General features: G+C 69.5%; 17 protein-coding genes. 5 read left to right on the forward strand and 12 right to left on the reverse strand.

The annotated features are described in order from the left end of the window. Positions 1-26 precede the first annotated feature (26 nt). From Q0Z83_RS43575 to Q0Z83_RS43610, 8 genes are all read right to left on the reverse strand, one after another. Entirely contained in the window at positions 27-2,810 is a 2,784-nt protein-coding gene (locus Q0Z83_RS43575) for a tetratricopeptide repeat protein (RefSeq protein ID WP_317789335.1), read from the reverse strand. Next, the gene (locus Q0Z83_RS43580; protein ID WP_317789336.1) at positions 2,807-4,561 is read right to left on the reverse strand and encodes an HSP90 family protein; all 1,755 of its coding nucleotides are present in this window, start codon (positions 4,559-4,561) and stop codon (positions 2,807-2,809) included. Before Q0Z83_RS43580 ends, Q0Z83_RS43575 begins: the two co-directional genes overlap by 4 nt. Before the next feature lie 282 nt (positions 4,562-4,843). Beyond that, entirely contained in the window at positions 4,844-5,470 is a 627-nt protein-coding gene (locus tag Q0Z83_RS43585; protein WP_317789338.1) for a hypothetical protein, read from the reverse strand. Then, complete coding sequence (locus Q0Z83_RS43590; protein WP_317789339.1) at positions 5,467-6,897, reverse strand: hypothetical protein; 1,431 nt, start codon at positions 6,895-6,897, stop codon at positions 5,467-5,469. Before Q0Z83_RS43590 ends, Q0Z83_RS43585 begins: the two co-directional genes overlap by 4 nt. A 44-nt stretch (positions 6,898-6,941) precedes the next feature. Beyond that, positions 6,942-7,802, reverse strand: a complete 861-nt coding sequence (locus Q0Z83_RS43595; protein ID WP_317789340.1) for an ABC transporter ATP-binding protein — start codon at positions 7,800-7,802, stop codon at positions 6,942-6,944. Then, on the reverse strand, positions 7,799-8,632 hold the full coding sequence (locus Q0Z83_RS43600) for a zf-HC2 domain-containing protein (protein WP_317789341.1): 834 nt from the start codon (positions 8,630-8,632) through the stop codon (positions 7,799-7,801). Before Q0Z83_RS43600 ends, Q0Z83_RS43595 begins: the two co-directional genes overlap by 4 nt. Further along, entirely contained in the window at positions 8,629-9,204 is a 576-nt protein-coding gene (locus Q0Z83_RS43605) for an RNA polymerase sigma factor (protein ID WP_317789342.1), read from the reverse strand. The genes Q0Z83_RS43600 and Q0Z83_RS43605 overlap by 4 nt, the downstream gene beginning before the upstream one ends. Positions 9,205-9,288: 84 nt before the next feature. Continuing rightward, complete coding sequence (locus tag Q0Z83_RS43610) at positions 9,289-10,188, reverse strand: sulfurtransferase (RefSeq protein WP_317789344.1); 900 nt, start codon at positions 10,186-10,188, stop codon at positions 9,289-9,291. Positions 10,189-10,262: 74 nt separating this feature from the next. Here Q0Z83_RS43610 and Q0Z83_RS43615 point away from each other — a divergent pair, with 74 nt between their 5' ends. Together Q0Z83_RS43615 and Q0Z83_RS43620 are read left to right on the forward strand one after the other, a co-directional pair. After that, a complete protein-coding gene (locus Q0Z83_RS43615) occupies positions 10,263-11,996 on the forward strand; it encodes a proline--tRNA ligase (RefSeq protein ID WP_317789346.1) in 1,734 nt (577 codons plus the stop codon). A 35-nt stretch (positions 11,997-12,031) separates the two neighbouring features. Beyond that, positions 12,032-12,424: a CBS domain-containing protein gene (locus tag Q0Z83_RS43620; RefSeq protein WP_317789348.1), complete on the forward strand. Its 393-nt coding sequence runs from the start codon at positions 12,032-12,034 to the stop codon at positions 12,422-12,424. Between the two features lie 15 nt (positions 12,425-12,439). On the opposite strand, the gene Q0Z83_RS43625 is transcribed toward Q0Z83_RS43620, so the two are convergent. After that, a protein-coding gene (locus Q0Z83_RS43625; RefSeq protein WP_396349876.1) for an IS5 family transposase occupies positions 12,440-13,347 on the reverse strand; the annotation gives its coding sequence in 2 pieces (ribosomal slippage) (positions 12,440-12,973 and positions 12,976-13,347; 906 coding nt in all). Positions 13,348-13,544: 197 nt separating this feature from the next. On the opposite strand from Q0Z83_RS43625, the gene Q0Z83_RS43630 reads away from it, so the two are divergent. After that, complete coding sequence (locus Q0Z83_RS43630; protein ID WP_317789350.1) at positions 13,545-13,988, forward strand: SufE family protein; 444 nt, start codon at positions 13,545-13,547, stop codon at positions 13,986-13,988. 1 nt (position 13,989) lies between these two features. Next, positions 13,990-14,631 carry a DsbA family oxidoreductase gene (locus tag Q0Z83_RS43635; RefSeq protein WP_317789351.1) on the forward strand — a complete coding sequence of 214 codons (642 nt, stop codon included), beginning with the start codon at positions 13,990-13,992 and terminating at the stop codon, positions 14,629-14,631. A 526-nt stretch (positions 14,632-15,157) separates the two neighbouring features. Here Q0Z83_RS43635 and Q0Z83_RS43640 read toward each other — a convergent pair. Then, the gene (locus Q0Z83_RS43640; protein ID WP_317797293.1) at positions 15,158-15,718 is read right to left on the reverse strand and encodes a YbaK/EbsC family protein; all 561 of its coding nucleotides are present in this window, start codon (positions 15,716-15,718) and stop codon (positions 15,158-15,160) included. A 378-nt stretch (positions 15,719-16,096) separates the two neighbouring features. Here Q0Z83_RS43640 and Q0Z83_RS43645 point away from each other — a divergent pair, with 378 nt between their 5' ends. Further along, a complete protein-coding gene (locus Q0Z83_RS43645) occupies positions 16,097-16,501 on the forward strand; it encodes a hypothetical protein (RefSeq protein WP_317789353.1) in 405 nt (134 codons plus the stop codon). Here Q0Z83_RS43645 and Q0Z83_RS43650 read toward each other — a convergent pair. Next, on the reverse strand, positions 16,387-16,902 hold the full coding sequence (locus Q0Z83_RS43650; protein WP_317789354.1) for an NUDIX hydrolase: 516 nt from the start codon (positions 16,900-16,902) through the stop codon (positions 16,387-16,389). The genes Q0Z83_RS43645 and Q0Z83_RS43650 overlap by 115 nt on opposite strands. A gap of 94 nt (positions 16,903-16,996) precedes the next feature. Next, positions 16,997-17,668: a DUF6461 domain-containing protein gene (locus Q0Z83_RS43655; protein WP_317789355.1), complete on the reverse strand. Its 672-nt coding sequence runs from the start codon at positions 17,666-17,668 to the stop codon at positions 16,997-16,999. Between the last annotated feature and the right edge of the window lie 223 nt (positions 17,669-17,891).

The raw sequence follows: 17,891 nt of genomic DNA on the forward strand, positions 1-17,891 counted from the left end.
ACTGTAACCCGTCGTCAAGGCCATGCTTAACGGTCGTTCAGCCGATTTGTGGCCTCGTCGTAAAGCTCACTCGCCAGTTCCCTGGTCGGCGCGTCCGGCCGCATCCGCTTCAGCAGAGCGCCCAGAATCCGCTCCGCCTCCTTCGGCGAACCCGACCGCAACAGCGCCTCGGCAAGCATGCCCTCCACCCGGTCGGCGTCGTCGATCGCGCCGATCTCACGAAGGCGTTCCGGCGCACCGTACAGGTGTGGCAGGGCTTCCGCATAGCGGCCGCGACGCATCAGCAGATTGCCGACCTCGAAGGCGAAGACCGACCGGCCCCAGATCACACCCGGTTCTGCGGCCAGCTCCGCCGGCAGTTCGGCGTACCGTCCGGTGGCCAGCTCGATGACCTCCTCCGCCTCGGACACCTCGTCGGCGTAGTTGAGCGCCATCAACCGGCGACGCAGCACCCGCAGCTCGCCGACCAGGTCACCCGCCTCACGCAGCGACTCGGCCGCGGCGCGGAAGGTCAACGCCGCCTCACTGTCCCGGTCGATGTCGTAGAGCAGCTGACCGGCCTGCTCGCCGACCTGTCCCCGGCCCGCTGGATTGCCCTCCAGGTTCTCGATCAGATCGCGATAGATCGCCAGCGCCCGATCGTTGTCCCGCAACTCGCGGTAGACCGCCGCCAGCAGGAAACGAGTGTCCGCGGCCGGCTCCTCGAAGCCCAACCGCTCGAAACCGAGCAACGCCTCCTCGGCCACCTCGGCCGCCTCCACCGGGCGATCCGCCTGGTGGTAGGCCTGCGCCAGCTCCTGCCGGGCGAACAGGCCGGCCTCGACTTGGCCCGCCTCCGCACAGAGGGCGACCGCCTCGACGAAGTCGACGACCGCCTCCGCCGGACGTTCCAGCCGCCTCAACGCCCGACCCCGATTCACCCGGGCCGGCAACTGCGCGGCCTCCAAACCGAAGTCCAGCGGTACGCCCAACGCGGCAACCGCCTCCTCCGGATCCTCAGTGAGCTGGCCCAGCACCATGGCGGCTGCAGCGGCCTCCGAGGCCGGACCGTGCTCGCGGTAGAACACCCACGCCGCCCGGGCCGCCTCGACCGCTTCCTCACCCCGGCCCGCCATGCCCCGGTTCTGCGCCCGGACCATCGCGTGATAGGCCAGACGCCGCGGCTCCCCCGTCTCCGCCGCGAGCCGGTCGGCGCGGTCGCCGGCTTCGTTCGCGTCGCCGGAACGATCCAGCAGCCGGTAGACATGTGCCAACCGAATCAGCGCACTGGCCCGGCTCCCGGTATCACCGTGCTCCTCCTGCACCGCCACGTCGGCCTCGATCGCCGACACCGACTCAGCGGTCGGCTCGCCCTCGCGAGTCCGGAACAACGCCAGCCGGGCACGTACCGCACTCGCCCGCGCGGTGTCACCGGCCGTGGTGAACAGATCGGCCGCCCGCTCCCAGGCCGCTGCCGTCTCCTCGACCGCCTCGTCCGGAAGCACGTACCCGCGCAGTGTCCACAGGCGTCCGGCCTGCGCCGGATCCTCCGGGTCCTCGAACCGGCCGTCGTACGCCGCCAGAACCGCCCGCAGCGCGTCACGCCGATCGTCCCGGTAGTAGCTCTCCGCCAGGTCGATCAGCTCGTCCGCGGTAGCGGTGTCACTGACCTGCACCTTCTCCGGCTCCGGGGCCGCCGGCGGCCGGCTCGCCGGGACTGCCGCCGGTCGTGCCGTCGGAGACAACGCCACGACGACGCCATACGGCTCGGCCGACATCGTCCGCCGGACCACCTCACTCTGGTGCCCGGTGCCGTTACGCGCGTCGAACCGGGCTGCCAACTCGGTCACGAACGTCTCCAGCTCGACAGCCAGCTCAGCGGCGGTCGTGTCGGGCCGACCGGCCCGCCGGATCGGGGAGTCGCCGTGCCCGATCGCGGTGATCCGGCGTAGCAGCAGGACCGCGCTCGCCGCGAAGTTCATCGCCGCGGCCGGTGACGGCGCCCGGTCCAGCCAGTCGATGTGGCGCTGCAGAATCTCCAGGCCACGATGCTCGTTGCCGGTCCGGGCGCAGAACTCGATGTGGTCACCGATACCCCACAGATCGGCCAGATTGTTGCGCTCGACCAGGTAGGAGCGGCGGTGCGCATCGGCGGCCTCATCCAGCCGGCCGGTCTTGAGATAGACCACCATCAGCTCGCTCAGAATGCTCTGCGGTTGCTCGGTGCAGGACAGGTCACCGGCCAGCACCGGGGTGGCCAGCTCCACCGCCTCCTCGAAACGGCCCTCCCCGGTCAGATGGTTCACCAGGCTCGTCGGGTCACAACCGGCACAGTCCGACAGCTGATTACGGGGTGCGGCCTGCCACTTGCGGAACCACTCCTCGGCCTCCGGGATCAGGCCGACATGCTGGGCCACCAGGTAGCGATGCTTGAACACCGGCTGCAGGCCGTGACCGCTCTCCCGGTAGCGCCGCTCCATGTCGTCGAGCACCGCATAGGTCCGCTCCAGCGGCAGCTCCGGGAACCTGGTCATCGAGTGGACCATGTTCTTGAACAGCCAGAGCAGGTTGTGCATCCAGCGCTCGTGGTACGGACTCGGGTTACGGTCGAAATCGGACACACACCACGAGAAGGTCGGGAACGCCCGCACCGGCTCGCCGCCGTAGATGTAGGCGGTGGTCGCGAACAACCGCGCCGAGAACTTCAGCGACGCGTCATCAGTGGTGTCCACGTGTCGGAGCACCTGATCGACCAGTGCGATCTGGGCCGAACCGTAGGGCAGCTGCTGCGCCTCGCCGAGCAGATCCCAGAGCTCCTGAGCGGTCTTCATCGGGTCTCCTCACCGGGGACTGCCCTGTCCAGCAGGCCCAGGAACGACGTCGTCAGCAGGGCCGCGTCGGACGGGCGGATCGGGTGGTGGCCGAGGAGCAGTGCCTGGCCGTACAACGACTCCACCGCGAGACCGGACAACTCGGCGTCACCGAGCGCCGCCACCCGCCGGACCAGCGGATTTCGGTGGTTGAGGACCAGCTGCGGCCGGTCGGTGGGAACCGTCCGGGACAGTGCGTCCAGCACCCCGCCCCACAGGTCGTCGGCCTGATCGCGGCTCGCCGTGAACTCGTCGTGGAACGCCGCGGCCCGGCTGACCAGGTAGAGCGCCGGCGTCGCCACCGGGTCGAAGGCGCGCACCACGACCTCGCACCCGAGCCGGTCCAGTCGACGCTGCGCGGCCGCCAGGAACGACCGCATCTGCAGCTCGACCTCAGCGTCCACAGTGGTGAACCGGGTGGTCAGGTCGGTCGGATCCAGCCGTTCCGCCCGCACCTCCGGGTCGAGCGCCGCCAATCGCTGGATCAGCTCGGCGTCGTAGACGTAACCGCCGTTGATCAGGCCCAGGTCCTGCGCCGCCGCCACACCCGCGAGCTGCCGGAACTCGTCGGCGGTCGCCGCGTAACGCAGCACACCGTGCCGGGACCGGAACTCGGCCAGGGTGACCTCGCCCATGTTGGTCTGCATCGGGTACCACTGCTCGACCAGGCGCAGCATCTCGTCGTCGTGCAGGGCCAGCGCCTTCACACTCAGGTGGTGGATGCTGAGGAACTCGCCGAGCCGGCGCGGGTCGGTCGCCGACAGCCGGACCAGCCACCCGCGCAGTTGGTCGGCGATCGCCTCCCTGGTCTCGGCCAGCATGCCGTCGTCGTAGAGGGCCTCCCGGCTCGCGGTCGGGCGCAGCTCGGTGCTGTCCACGACGCAGCGGGCGAAGAACGCCCACTCGGGCAGCAGGCCTTCGACGCTTTCGGACAGCAGCATCCGCTTCAGATACACGCGGTGGCCGCCACGGCTCGCCGGATTGACCGGGGTGGGCAGCACGAACGCGGCGCCGGTCAGGCCGGCTGCGGGCACGTTCAGCTCGATGACGTCGAACGGGCGGAACCCGAGAGTCCGCTCGGCGTAGCTCAGCCGGGATTCTGGGGGAAGCTCCCACGGCACCGCGCCGGTGGTGACCTTACGGCCGTCCACCGACACCGTGACCGGCAGCAACGAGCCGTAGGTCCGTGCCAGGTCGGTCACCGTCTCGCCGGTCAGGTAGTGCTCGGCACCCCGCCGGGGCAGCAGGGTGACCGTGGTGCCCGGCTCGCGCTCGTCGCCGGGACGAACCGCGTAACGCCCGTCGGAGAAACCGGTCCAGAGCACCGGGGCTGCGCCCTCGCGGCGGGTGTGCACCCGGATCTCGTCAGCCACCAGGAAGCAGGAGAGCAGGCCGATGCCGAACTGGCCGAGGAACTCGTGCCGGGCGAACCCCAGCTCGTCACGTTTCGAGCTGCGCCCGATGGTCGCGAGCAACTCGTGGACCTGCGCTTCGGTCAGGCCGATGCCGTTGTCGTCGATCCGTAACGTGCCGTCGCCGGTGCTGTCGGACGAGACGACGGAGATCACGCCGGAGTGCTCAGGGCCGATCGCGGTGATCGCGTCGACGGCGTTCTGTAGCAGCTCACGGACGTAGACGCGGGGGCTCGCGTACAGATGGTGGCTGAGCAGATCGACAATGCCCCGTAGGTCGACCTGGAACGTGTTGCTCACGCGCGGCACGGTACCGGTTACCACCGACAAAATCCGACCGATATCCCTCGGTGAGCCCCGCTTCCACTCGTCGTCCGCTTCCGTGCGAGCCGTCCTCAGGGCGCGACGCCGTTCTCGGGGCACGACGCCGTTCTCGAGGCACGACGCCGTTCTCGGGGCGCGACGCCGTCCTCTGGACGCGCGACCGTCCTCGGAGCGCGAGACCGTTCTCGGGGCGCGCCGACCGCGACGGCCCCGTCGGCCCGGTCCATCCGAGCGCGCCATCGCGGTCGGCTCCAGCTATCAGGCTGTGGCCGGGCTGGTTGATTCGCGGTTGGCCAGCAGAAGCGTGACCAGCACCAGGGCCAGGCCGATCGGCCAGACCTGGTGGGCCACGGTCCAACCGTCCGGGCCGGGCATCGACCACGGCGAGGCCTTGTCGGTGAAGAACAGGCTGCCGACCAGCAACACCCCCTGCACGGCCGGCCCGGCGAGGGCACCCGTCGTCGTATCCCGGTAGCGCGCCCCGACCGCTGCGGCCGCCATCGGCACCAAACCGCACACAGCCGCCTGAAGGATCACCAGCCCGGCGGGCCAGGTGATCTCCGGCTCGACGGCCGCCCGGACCCCGACGTAGATCAGCACCCACACGAGCACCGCTGGCAACAGCACCAACACGGCTCGGAGCCACTGCCGGACCCATCGGGGCACCGGCGTGATCACCGTGGACCCCATCGGATCGGGAAGCGCGAAGCCCGCTCCCGCCCCGAGTGCCCCGGCAGCCACCCACAATCCGGCCAGCACCGCCCAGTCCAGCGGCTCCTCAGTCAGGGCCGACACCTGGACCAGCACCGCGAGCAGAATCGCCGCGCCGAGGGGCCACCACGGCACCGCCCGCACCAGATGCGGGATCAGCAGCCTGATCGTCATCGGCAGACGCCGCCTTCGGCACGTGGCTCGCCCTGGGATTCGGCCGCCGGAGCCGTCGGCGGGGTGAGGGTCACGCCCAGCCCGGCGAGCGCTCTCGACGACGGGTCGAGCAGTTCCGCCCAATGCCGCGCCAGATGGTCGGCGACCTCGGCATACGGCCGATCCAGCAGGTCCACGGCCGCGTCCAGCTCGGCCTGGCCATATCGCACCCGGGGCATCCGGAGCTCACCGCTGCGCACCCGTGCGCCACCGTCCGGCATACCCTGCGCGAGCAGCCACAACCCGGCGACCGTGCGGTGCTGCCCGGCGGCATCGCAATAGGGATCCGGATGCATGGCGGTGTTCAGCCCGACCGAGGCCCCCACATAGTCGGCGGCCAGCCGCATCCGTGAGTCGGTCGCCCAGCCACCGATCCGGCCCCATGACTCGGTGGTGATCACCTCGGGAACACCCGGTGTGATCGGCTTGAGGTCGTAGGAACTGCCGATCTGCCGCACCGTCGGCCGCTGGACGGCGGCCGGCAGATGTGCCGCGACCGGCTCCACCGCCTCCCGCCAGTTCTTGATCCAGCCCTCGAAGTGCGGCAACGAGCAGTAGTCGACCTGCTGATATGTCCGGCAGGAGAGCACCGCGGGCCCGGTGTACTCGTTGACCAGATCCATGCTGATGATCGCCGGACTCTCCGCGGTCTGGCGCTCCACCGACACACCGGCACCGGCCAAGGCGGCGACCAGCACCACCACCGACGCCTTCGGCCAGGCTCGCCACGTGACCGCCGTGATCACCGCGATCAGCACACCGACCAGGTAGAGCAGGTGCCACCCGACCGGCCGGGGAGCCCCGATCTCCCACGCCGGCTCTGGAACCGGCCAGAGCGCCGAGGCGTAGTTCTGTGGGTAGTCGGGCAGCGCCAGCAGGGCGATCAGGAGCGTGGACAGCGCGACACCGGTGAGCGGACCGGCTGCCGGGCTCGGAAGAACTCGGCCCACCAGGACGCCGATGACCGCCCCAATGGGCGGAATCACCAGGACCACGGCCGACGCCCAAGGATCGAACTCACCGACCGGCCAGGCCGGCAGCAGCAGAAGCAGCGACCCCACGTGGACCGTCGCGCCGGTGAGCACGGCGATCGGCACCGACACCAGCATCGCGAGGCCTCGACGGGCCGGACCGGACGGCATGGTCCGGGTGCTCTCCTCAGCATCGGCCCGCTGATCCCGGCCGGTGGCCAGATGCGTGGCCAGCAGCAGCCCCATGGCCAGCACCAGGGAGCTCATCCCGGAGTTCTCCGCGAAGGTGGCCCAGGTGGGCATCCTCGTCCAGGCCCAGGCGACACCGAGTGCCGTCGACAGGAGTGCGCCACCCCAGTAGAACGGGCTGTGCCACAGCCGTCTCGCCTCGGCCCGGGCCAGCGCAACCGTCGCCACGCGGGGGCTCGGTGCCGTGTGGGCGGGACGCTCCATCGTGACGGTCATCGGGTCGCCCCGGCCGCGACCGCGTTGCCCAGGAGCAGCAGGTATCCGTCCTCGATGGACGGCCTGGCCGACTCGGCGCCATCCGGTTGCCGCCCGATCGTCCGATAAAGGCCGTCCGCGTTGCGCCAATACGCCGCATTGCCCACCGGTGGTTGCTCGGACAGCCACACCTGCCCCTCGGCCACCCCGGCCAGCTCACGCGGACTGCCCTCGAAGACCACCCGGCCGCCACTCATCACCACGACCCGCTCGCACAGGGCGCCGACGTCTTCGGTCTGGTGGGTGGAGAGCAGCACCGTCCTCCGCTCGCCGAGTCGGGAGATCAGTGCCCGGAACAGCATCCGCTGCTCGGGGTCGAGACCGACCGTCGGTTCGTCGAGGATCACCAGCTCCGGATCACCGAGCAGTGCCTGGGCGAGGCCGAGCCGCTGGCGCATGCCGCCGGACAGTTTGCGGACCTTCGTCTTGGCCCGATCGGTGAGCTCGACCTCGTCCAGCACACGGCGGACCTCGGCCCGGCGCTGCCGGCTGTCGGTGATCTCCTTCAGCACCGCGACGTAGTCGAGCAGGTCATACGCTGTGAAGTTCGGATAGAGGCCGGGGTTCTGTGGCAGGTAGCCGATCCGTCGCCGCACCTCGGTCCGCTGCGCCGCCACCGACGGATCGAGCCCGCCGACCCGGATCGTCCCGGAATCCGGGGCCAACGCCGTGGCCAGGCAGCGCAGCAGGGTGCTCTTGCCGGCGCCGTTCGGCCCGAGCAGGCCGGTCACGCCGACCGTGATCTCCAGGTCGACGGAGCCGAGTGCCGTGGTCGCACCGTAGTGCTTGGCCAGGCCTTGAACAGCAACGACGGTCATCGGCTCTCCCCGAGGTCGAAGCGGCGTCGCCGCTGGATGAGGACTGCGGCGGCCAGCGCCGCGGACAGCAGGTAGGCGAACTGGGCGGTGGGACCGAACATCGACGCCAGCGCACGGTCGTCGCCCGCACCGGTGGCGACCAGCACTCCGGTGAGCCAGAGCCCACCGAGGACACCAGCGGCGACCGGCAGCGACAGGACGGTGGCCAGCGCCAGCGTCCCGGTGCAGAGCAGCAGGGCGGGTAGCAGCCAGGCCACCGAATACCACCCCGGACCGGGCAGCAGGATCGCCGCGGCGGTCGCCATCAGGACGGCGACCCCGATCACCGAGACGGCACGCCACAGCACCAGGGCCGGGCCGGCGGCCGGGGTGGTGCCGGTGATCTCGTGCATCGGGTCGGCCGGTGGACCGTAGGCCCCGGAGACCGCGACCACCGGGAGGATCGGGGCCAGCACCAGGAACGCCTGACCGGCCAGCAGGCTGCCGTCGGCCCCGAGCCGGGCCGCGGCGACCGCGAGCATCAGCACGGCTCCCGTGGCCAGCAGCCATGACCAGCGCAGGGCGGGTGTGGCGGTGAGCAGACGCAGCCGGTGCTCGGGGAGCCCGGCCCGGGTCAGGATCCGCTGGAGCGGGCCGAGCCGGGGCGCGTGGATGTCGTCGTAGACGGCCGACCAGCTGTCGGCCAGCCAGGTGTCGTCGACCGGGATCCGGGCTCGACAATCGGCGCAGGCCAGCAGGTGCGCCTCCACCGCCATGAGCCGGCTGGGCTGGAGTGCGCCGGTCTCATACTGCTCGATCAGGCCTGGGTCGAGGTGCCAGTCGGTGGTCATGTGAGCAGCTCCCTCAGCCTGGTCCGGGCGCGCATGAGGCGGGTTTTCGCGGTGCCCTCGGGGATGCCGAGCAGTTTCGCCGCCTCGCGGACGGAGAGCCCGTCGAGCGCCGTCGCCTCGATCAGGCGGCGAAGCTCGGGGGAGAGCCGGTCGAGGGCCGGGCCCAGGGCGCCGTGCTCGACGCCGAGCAGCACCAGCTCCTCGGCGGACGGCACGGTGGCGACATCGGGCAGCTCGTCGGCGGGGCCGCTCAACCAGCGATGGGCCGGCCCGCGCAACGTCGAGAGGAGGCGCCGGACGGCGATGGTCCAGAGCCAGGCCGCAGGATCGGCGGACGTCTCCTCGTACCGCTGGGCGTCTTTCCAGACCGCGACGAACGTGTCCTGAATCGCGGCGTCGACCACATCGGGGTCGGCGCATCGCCGGCGCAGCCGGGCGCGAAGCCAGCCGGCATGCCTGTGGTGCAGCAGCCGCAGCGCCGCCGTCTGCCCGGCGGCGACGGCCCGCAGCAGCTCGGCATCGCTGCTCTGCTCGCTGACCGGGGGTATCGGTCGCTGTCTTCTCCGTCGCACATCTGGACTATCGCCGACGGCCCCGGATTCGGTTCACGAAAAACGGCGCCGCCTGTGGAAGGCGGCGCCGTAGTGGGATGAAGGTCAGCTGAGCCCGCCGGGCTCCGACCCCTTCGCGATCGGCGCACGAACCAGATTGCCCCATTCCGTCCAGGAGCCGTCGTAGTTGCGGACCTGTGGATAACCGAGCAGGTAGCGCAGCACGAACCAGGTGTGGCTGGACCGCTCGCCGATCCGGCAGTAGGCGATGATGTCGTCCGCCGACTCCAGGCCCAGCTCGTCCCGGTAGATCTTGATCAGCTCGTCATGGGGTTTGAACGAGCCGTCGTCGTTGGCCGCCGACTTCCACGGTTTGCTCACCGCGCCCGGGATGTGCCCACCGCGCAGCGCGCCTTCCTGTGGATAAGCCTCCATGTGGGTCAGCTCACCCGTGTACTCCTGCGGGGAGCGCACGTCGACCAGCGGCCGTCCGCTGGAGATGTGGCCCATCACCTGGTCGCGAAAGGCGCGGATCTCGGCGTCGTTGCGGACCGGAGCCGGGTAGTCGGCTGCCGGGCGGACCGTCTTGTCCCTGGTCAGGGTGCGCCCCTCAGCCGCCCACTTCTGCCGGCCGCCGTCGAGCAGCCGCACGTCGCGGTGGCCGAAGAGACTGAAGACCCACAGCGCGTACGCCGCCCACCAGTTGAAGTTGTCGCCGTAGAAGACGATCGTGTCGTCCCGGCCGATGCCTTTGGCGGCACACAGTTCGGCGAACGTCGCCGGGTCGAGGTAGTCCCGGGTGACCTGGTCGTTCAGCTCCAGGTGCCAGTCGACCTTGACGGCCCCGGGGATGTGGCCGGTGTCGTAGAGCAACACGTCTTCGTCCGACTCGACGACGACCAGGCCGGGGGTGTCCAGATTGGCGGCGAGCCACTCGGTGGTGACCAGTTTGTCAGGGTGCGCGTACGCCTGAAGCGCCTGCGCCGGATCGTTCGGAACGGACATGCCTGTCACGCTAGCGCCTGTTCCGGGAGATAACCTGATGTCCTCCCGGCCGACGGTCCCTAAGCTCGGTTTCCATGTTGCTTCGGATGTCCACCTTGCTGCTCAAGACCCTGCGCGAGGAGCCGGCGGACGCGGAGGTGCCGAGTCACCGCCTCCTCGTGCGCGCCGGGTTCGTCCGCCGCGCCGCTCCGGGTGGCTACACCTGGCTGCCGCTCGGCAAGCTGGTCCTCGACCGGATCGTGGCGGTCGTCCAGGAGGAGATGTTCGCGGCCGGCGGGCAGGAGATCTCGTTTCCCGCGCTGCTGCCGCGCGAGCCCTACGAGACGAGCGGCCGCTGGACCGAGTACGGCGACGACATCTTCACGCTCAAGGACCGGCGGGGCGCCGATCATCTTCTGGCACCGACCCACGAGGAGATGGTCACCCTGCTCGTGCAGGACATGACCGGGTCCTATCGGGACTTTCCGCTGATCCTCTTCCAGATCCAGACCAAGTTCCGCGACGAGGCCCGGCCCCGGGGCGGGCTGCTGCGCGGCCGCGAGTTTCTCATGAAGGACGCCTACTCCTTCGACCTCACCGATGCCGGGCTGGCTGCGGCCTATGACCGGATGCGGGCCGCCTACCAGCGGATCTTCACCCGACTCGGCCTGGACCACACGATCGTCTCGGCCATGTCGGGCGCGATGGGCGGTTCGGCGTCCGAGGAGTTCCTGGCCTCGGCCGAGGTCGGCGAGGACACCTACGTCGGCTGCACGGCCTGTGACTACGCCGCCAACACCGAGGCTGTGACCACTCCGGCCCCGCCCGCCCGCGAGGTGACCGCGCCCTCCCTGGCGGTGCACGACACTCCCGAGACGCCGACCATCGCCTCGCTCGTCGACCTCGCCAACGAGCGGGCGCTCGCCGGCCGTACCGACTGGACAGCCGCGGACACCCTGAAGAACGTGGTGGTGACCGTGCAGCATCCCGGCCGTGAGCCGGAATTGCTGGCGATCGGCCTGCCCGGCGACCGCGAGGTCGACCTGAAGCGGCTCAACGCCGCTCTCGCGCCGGCCACCGCGGTCCTCTTCGACGGCTTCGACTCCCGGCCCGACCTGGTCAAGGGCTACATCGGACCGCAGGACATCAAGATCCGATACCTGGCGGATCCCCGCGTCGCCCCCGGCACGGCGTGGCTGACCGGCGCCAACGAACCGGGCAAACACGCCACCGACGTGGTCTGCGGCCGCGATTTCACCCCCGACGGCACCGTCGAGGCGGCCGAGGTCCGGCCCGGCGACCCCTGCCCGGTCTGCGGCGACGGCAGCCTCACCATGCGGCGCGGCATCGAGATCGGGCACATCTTCCAGCTCGGCCGGCGCTACACCGATGCGTTCAAGGTCGACGTGCTCGGCGCCGACGGCAAACCGTCCCGGCCGACCATGGGCTGCTATGGCATCGGCCTGTCCCGGGCGGTCGCGGCGATCGCCGAGCAACACCACGACGAGCGCGGCCTGACCTGGCCGGCCGGAATCGCCCCGGCCGACGTACACATCGTCGCGGCGGGCAAGGACGGCCAGGTCGAGGCGGCCCTCACCCTCGGCGGCACGCTTTCGCGTGCCGGCCTGCGGGTTCTCGTCGACGACCGGCCGAACGTCTCGGCCGGGGTCAAATTCACCGACGCCGAGCTCATCGGCATCTCCAGGTGCGTCGTGGTCGGCCGCCGTCTTTCCGAGGGGTACGTGGAAGTACGCGACCGCCGCACGCAGGATCGAAAGGAAGTTCCCCTTGTGGACGTGGCGGGTGTGATCACGGCGGAGCTCGGGTAGTCCTCGTGCTGCAACGGCGGTGGAGGAGCAGAGCAATGGTCAGGCTGGTCGCGGACGCGATGACCCGGCGGGTCGTCTACCTTCCCGAGGACACCCCACTCGACGAGGCCGCTCAGGTGATGAGCGATCAGGGCATCGGCGATGTGGTCGTCACCCAGGGTCCGACCATGGCCGGCATAGTCACCGACCGGGACATCGTGGTCCGGGCGATCGCCGAGAAGCTGTCCCCGGCCACCACGACGTTGGGTGCGATCGCCACCCGTGAGCTGCTGATGATCGAGCAGAGCGCGACCGTCGAGGAGGCGGTCCAGGCCATGCGGGAACGCGGCGTACGCCGTCTCCTGGTCTGCGACGCCGACCGCAAACTGGTCGGCATCCTCAGCCTCAGCGACATAGCCCTGCTGCCGACCTCCTCCGCGGCGGCCTAGAGAGCATCTGACGGATCATGGTCGGCTCCGGTCCGGTTTAGCGCGGAGCCAGATCATGATCGAGGCGACGGTTACCGTTGCCTCGTAACGGTCTTTGAGCTTGTCGTACCTGGTCGCGACGGCCCGGAACTGCTTGAGCCGATTGAATGCCCGTTCGACCTGGTTACGGTCCTTGTACCGCTGTGCGTTGAAGTTCGGCGGCCGCCCGCCGCGGGAACCCTTCCTGGCGCGGCTTCTGCGCACATCATCGCGTTCCGGGATGGTGTGCGGGATCCGCCGGGCCTTCAGCGAACGCCGGTTGGCCTTCGACCCGTACGCCTTGTCAGCGGTCAGATGATCAAGACGCTTGCGGGGGCGGCCGACACCTCCGGGCCGGGCCACCGCGACGTTGTCGAGCAACGGCACCAGTTCCCGGGTGTCGGAGGCCTGCCCGGGTGTGAGCCGTCTGACCAGACTGCGGCCGCGTCCATCAGCAAGCAGATGCAGTTTGGTGGTCAGTCCTCCTCGCGAGCGACCCATCCCTTGGGCTGCCCGCGAATCCGCCCTGCTCAACCCCCTTTACGGGCCCCGGCGGCATGCTGGTGCGCCCGCACGATGGTGGAGTCGACCTGCGCACGCCAGTCGAGATCACCGGCCGCGTCGGCCTCCGCCTGCAGATACTTCTCGATACGTGCCCAAGTGCCGTCCTGCTCCCACCGGGCGAACCGGTCGTAACAAGTCTTCGCCGGACCGTACCGATCCGGGATCTCCTCCCACTTCGCGCCGTTCTCGACGCGCCACAGGATCCCGTTGATCACCTGCCGATGATCACGCCACCGACCACCACGCTGCGGCGCCATGGACGGCAACAACGGCTCCAGCCGCTCCCAGTCCTGATCAGTCAAATCACCAGCCACAACACGCCAACGATCGACCACAGTCATCCGTGATGATCCGTCAGATGCGCTCTAATCCCCAGCGGCTTGAGCCTTGGCGGCTTGAGCCCCGGCGGCCTGATCCCGGCAGCCTGATCCCCGCGCCGACAAGACGGCCGCGCTCGGCATCCACCCGGGCGCGGCCGGCATCAGGGTGAGGCAGCGCACGGCGAGCGGTCAGCAGGTCGGCGCGTAGGGTCGATGTCGTGACTGACATGCCGCCGAAACTGGCTGAGATCGTCGATGAGTTCGCGACCGCACCCCGTGACGTCGTGCTGGAGATGCTGCTGGAGTTCGCCGATGCGGTGCCCGCGCTGCCAGCGGATCTGGCCGGCCACGAGGGCATGGAGCAGGTTCCGGAGTGTCAGACGCAGTTCTTCCTGAAGGCGACCGTGCAGCCGGACGGCAGTGTGGTGTCGCTCTTCGACTGCCCGCCCGAGGCGCCGACCACGCGGGCGTTTGCCGGCATTCTGGCCGAGGGCCTGGCCGGCGCGTCCGCGGCGGAGGTTCTGGCCGTACCAGATGATCTTTATTCTCGGATGGGTCTTGCTCAGGCGATCAGTCCGTTGCGGGTCCGCGGCGGGACGGCGATTCTGGCCCGTCTCAAACGGCAGGTGGCCGAGCAGTCCGCCCCGCTCGGGGCGGAGTGACGTGGACATTCAGGTCTGGTCCGACGTCGTCTGCCCGTGGTGCTACATCGGTAAGGCCCGGCTCGAGAAGGCACTCGCGGCCATCGGCGGCGAGGTGACAGTCACCTATCGGGCGTTCCAATTGAGCGCCGAGCCGGTGCCGGAACCACTGCCGATCAAGCAGGCGATGGCCGCGAGGTTCGGCGGGCCGGAGCAGGTCGAGGAGATGCTCGCTCGGGTGACCGAGATGGCCGCGGCCGAGGGCCTGACGATCGACTACGACCGGGCGGTTGCGGCCAATACGTTCGCGGCCCATCGACTGATCGCCTGGGCGGCGACACAGGACCGGCAGGCCGACATGCTCGATGCACTCCAGCGGGCTCACTTCGCCGACGGTGTCGACATCGGCTCCCTGCCCGCGATCGCCGGGGTCGCCGGCTCGATCGGGCTCGATGCCGGCGACGCGCTGACCCACCTCGAATCGGAGGCGGGCACCACCGCGGTCAACACCGACATCGAGGAGGCTCGGGCGCTCGGCATCAGCAGCGTCCCGACCTTCGTGATCGATGGCAAGTACGCGATGCCGGGGGCCCACGACACCGAGACACTGCTGTCGGCCTTCGAGGAGATCCTCCGACGGGAGAGCGCCAACGCCGGTCTATGACGTTTCACGTGAAACGACATAGATGGTTGTCGCATTGATGGGCCGTTGAGCTGCTGGTCACCCACTGGTTGAGTGGCGACCACGTCACCTCGTCACATCAATCCGGATGCGAGGCGAGTAACCGTCACGCCGGTCGGGCGTGAGCCCCGCCAGCCCAGCCCGACGACCGCCGTGTCAGCCCGGCCCATGTCGGCCCGACCATCGCCGTGTCAGCCCGGCCCATGTCGGCCCGACCATCGCCGTGTCAGCCCGGCCCATGCCGGCCCGACCATCGCCGCGTCAGCCCGGCCCATGCCGGCCCGACCATCGCCGCGTCAGCCCCGCCCATGTCGGCTCGGCCGCCGCAACGTCGGCCTGGCCGCACGTCACACGGGTCCAGTGGCCAAATATGGCGCCGGCGGCCTGTCTCGCGGGATCCAGCGGCCGAAACATGGGTCCAGCAACCGTCACATAGGCCGCCAGCCGATTCACGTGGCCTGGCAGCCGTCGGCACGGGTTCAGTGACGAGTAATGGATCTCGCGGCCGTCACATGGGTCCGGCTACCAGGCGGGCAAGGCCGTCGATGACCTCGGCACCCGGGAGAGCACCGAGCGCCGGCCCGGCGATCACGATCTTGCTGTGCCGGACCCCGGAGCCGATGATCACGTGTGGAGTGGCCACGACGCGGGCATCGACCATGATCGGCCAGTCGGCGGGAAGCCCGATCGGGGTGATGCCGCCATACTCCATCCCGGTCAGCGACACCGCCTCCTCCATCGGCGCGAAGCTGGCCTTGCGCACGTCGAGGTGCCGGCGGACCACACCGTTCACGTCGGCCCGTGTATTGGCCAGGATGATGCAGGCCGCGTACTTGGTGACACCGCCCCGACCACCGGACACGATCACGCAGTTGGCGGACTCGGCGAGCCCCACGCCGTACGCCTCGCAGAAAGCCGCCGTGTCCGCCAGACCGGGATCGATCGGCGCCACCAGCACCTGATCGGCGTCGATCGGTCCTTCGGGCGGCCAGACGGCAAGGGCCTTGGCGACCGGAGGGGCGAGCAGATCCGGGCGGGACTGGGCGGGTTCAGTCTGGAGGCTTCCCATCATCCCGTCATCCTCACCCAAGCCGACGATCACGGCACATCCGGCCGCAGAACCCATGCGCCCACCGGACAGGAGCGCCCAACGAACAGGAGGACCCGAAGAACGCAAGGACCCGAAGAACGCAAGGACCCGAAGAACGCAAGGACCCCAAGAACGCAAGGACCCGAAGAACGCAAGGACCCGAAGAACGCAAGGACCCCAAGAACGCAAGGACCCACCGGACAGTAATCCTGATACGCACCAGACGCAGCCAAATCGGCGTCCGTGAACGTGGAAAGAACCGGAAAGCACTCAGTTCCGGCCCGATCATGCCGACCGTCAGAGGTTGTGGAGGATCGTCGACAAGCGCGCGTTGGGACCGTCAGTGGTCTCGCGCTGATGGCCGGTGCGACGGCCATGGTCGCCGTCTCCGGCGGCCATCACTCGATCTTCGCGGTGCTACTGCTCGGCCTGCTGGCACTGGTGATGTCGCATGCTCTCGTCGTCGAGATCCAGCGCCAGGCCCGTCGCCGCTCACAGATCGTCTGGTACCGGACCGACACGGTGAACACGATCCTGCTCGGATGCTGGGCGATCATCGCGGCCGCCACCGCCACGACCCCGCTGCTCGCCCCGGCGATCCGCGCCGTCAGCGCCCTGCTGGCCGCCGGTTACACGGCCGCCTGCATCTACTTCGTGCTGGAGCGCCGTCGTGCCGTCACATCGCCGCCGGCACCACGCCCGGCTCCCGCGCCGGCCGTCGAGGCCAGAGACCCGCTGGCGGACTCGGCCCCCTCGGTCTGACCGGGAAGCGTCGGCAGCACCACCATCAACGGCGGCACCGGCACACCGTTGGTTTCGATCGGCAGCTCCGGAACCGGCAGCCAGTCGACTCCGAGTTGCTCCGGCCCGAAACCGTCGTCTCGCCCGACTCGGGGCTCCCCGTCCGCCACCGTCACCGCGAAGACCGATGTCATGCCCGACGGGTAGGGCATCTCGAGCACGTAGCGGGCGTCGCTGACGACCAGGCCGGTCTCCTCGAAGACCTCGCGCCGCAACGCCTCCTCGGCCGTCTCACCGGGGCGCAGGCCGCCACCGGGAAGGGTCCACCACTCACCGCCACCGGATCGCCGGCTGCGCTCGTGCACCATCAGCACACGGCCGTCTCGGACGATCACGGCGGCGGCCCGTCTTCGTTCATCCACGACATGCAGGCTAACCGCACGAACTGTGCAGCGCAGGGCTCCTTCATTCCTCTGTGGATAACCCGGCACATTCAGAGAACGGGCAAATGGGTATCTATACCTGCGGAACGCTGACCAGCAGATACGACCGGGTCTGCAGCCACGGCTCGACCAGCTTGATTCCGGTCCGCTTGGCGATGAAGGTGAGCGCCGCCACAGTCGGGTCGGCCGGCCCGGATCGCCCGGACAGGCCCGCTGCCAGGAGATCTTTCCGGTAATCGGCCACCTTGGTGCCGGTGGCTCGGTCCGGCGCCGAGGTGTCGAGATCGAGGGCGAGATCTCCGTCACGGCCGATCATGAGATGCCCTGGGCTGCCGCCACCTCCCCGGTACCCGACCACCAGGCCACCTTTCGCGGACAACGGCTGAACGATCTTCGGCGTGACACCGAGGGAACCGTTGTCCTCGACGACGACGGTCCACTTGCCCACGCCGATGATGCCGATGAAGAACCGGCTCCGCACGCCCACCTCACCGTCGCCGGGACCGAGGACCCGCGGCCATTCCACCCGCTGCAGTTCCTTGCCACCCACTCGCTCGATGAGCTCGTGCGGCTGAAGCCCCTTCACGATGGTGAAGCAGAACCCGCTGGTGAGACCCGGGTGATGATCAGGCCAGCTGTAGTCGAGCGCCTCCGAGCCGGACGGGCGCGGATCGGCGGCGCCGGGTGAGCCACATCCGGCGGCGGCCGTGAGGGGCAGAAGAAGCAGGACCGAGCGGCGTTTCACCCGTCTAGTAGATCAAAGATCGAAGGTCCGTAACGTCCCTGTCATGGTTGACCCCATTCGGCGAGCCGTCGATGGCCGTCCCGGACGAGGTTTTCCGTGGTCATCGCGTCGATCGCGGCGGTCCGGTGACGACTGCTGGAATCCAGGACAAAAACAGCGCGACCGCCCCGTACCATCGTGATCCGGTCATCGATGCGACGCGTCCGCCCGGTATCCGGATTCT

The organism is Actinoplanes sichuanensis, assembly GCF_033097365.1.
In the GTDB taxonomy this organism is placed as follows: domain Bacteria; phylum Actinomycetota; class Actinomycetes; order Mycobacteriales; family Micromonosporaceae; genus Actinoplanes; species Actinoplanes sichuanensis.

Excerpts from the sequence above, each read along its gene's own strand:
- Q0Z83_RS43645 (WP_317789353.1), top strand. The coding sequence starts at position 16,097 with ATGGCCGGTGCGACGGCCATGGTCGCCGTCTCCGGCGGCCATCACTCG.
- Q0Z83_RS43585 (WP_317789338.1), bottom strand. The coding sequence starts at position 5,470 with ATGACGATCAGGCTGCTGATCCCGCATCTGGTGCGGGCGGTGCCGTGG.
- Q0Z83_RS43620 (WP_317789348.1), top strand. The coding sequence starts at position 12,032 with ATGGTCAGGCTGGTCGCGGACGCGATGACCCGGCGGGTCGTCTACCTT.
- Q0Z83_RS43640 (WP_317797293.1), bottom strand. The coding sequence starts at position 15,718 with ATGGGAAGCCTCCAGACTGAACCCGCCCAGTCCCGCCCGGATCTGCTC.
- Q0Z83_RS43600 (WP_317789341.1), bottom strand. The coding sequence starts at position 8,632 with ATGACCACCGACTGGCACCTCGACCCAGGCCTGATCGAGCAGTATGAG.
- Q0Z83_RS43575 (WP_317789335.1), bottom strand. The coding sequence starts at position 2,810 with ATGAAGACCGCTCAGGAGCTCTGGGATCTGCTCGGCGAGGCGCAGCAG.
- Q0Z83_RS43610 (WP_317789344.1), bottom strand. The coding sequence starts at position 10,188 with ATGTCCGTTCCGAACGATCCGGCGCAGGCGCTTCAGGCGTACGCGCAC.
- Q0Z83_RS43615 (WP_317789346.1), top strand. The coding sequence starts at position 10,263 with ATGTTGCTTCGGATGTCCACCTTGCTGCTCAAGACCCTGCGCGAGGAG.
- Q0Z83_RS43595 (WP_317789340.1), bottom strand. The coding sequence starts at position 7,802 with ATGACCGTCGTTGCTGTTCAAGGCCTGGCCAAGCACTACGGTGCGACC.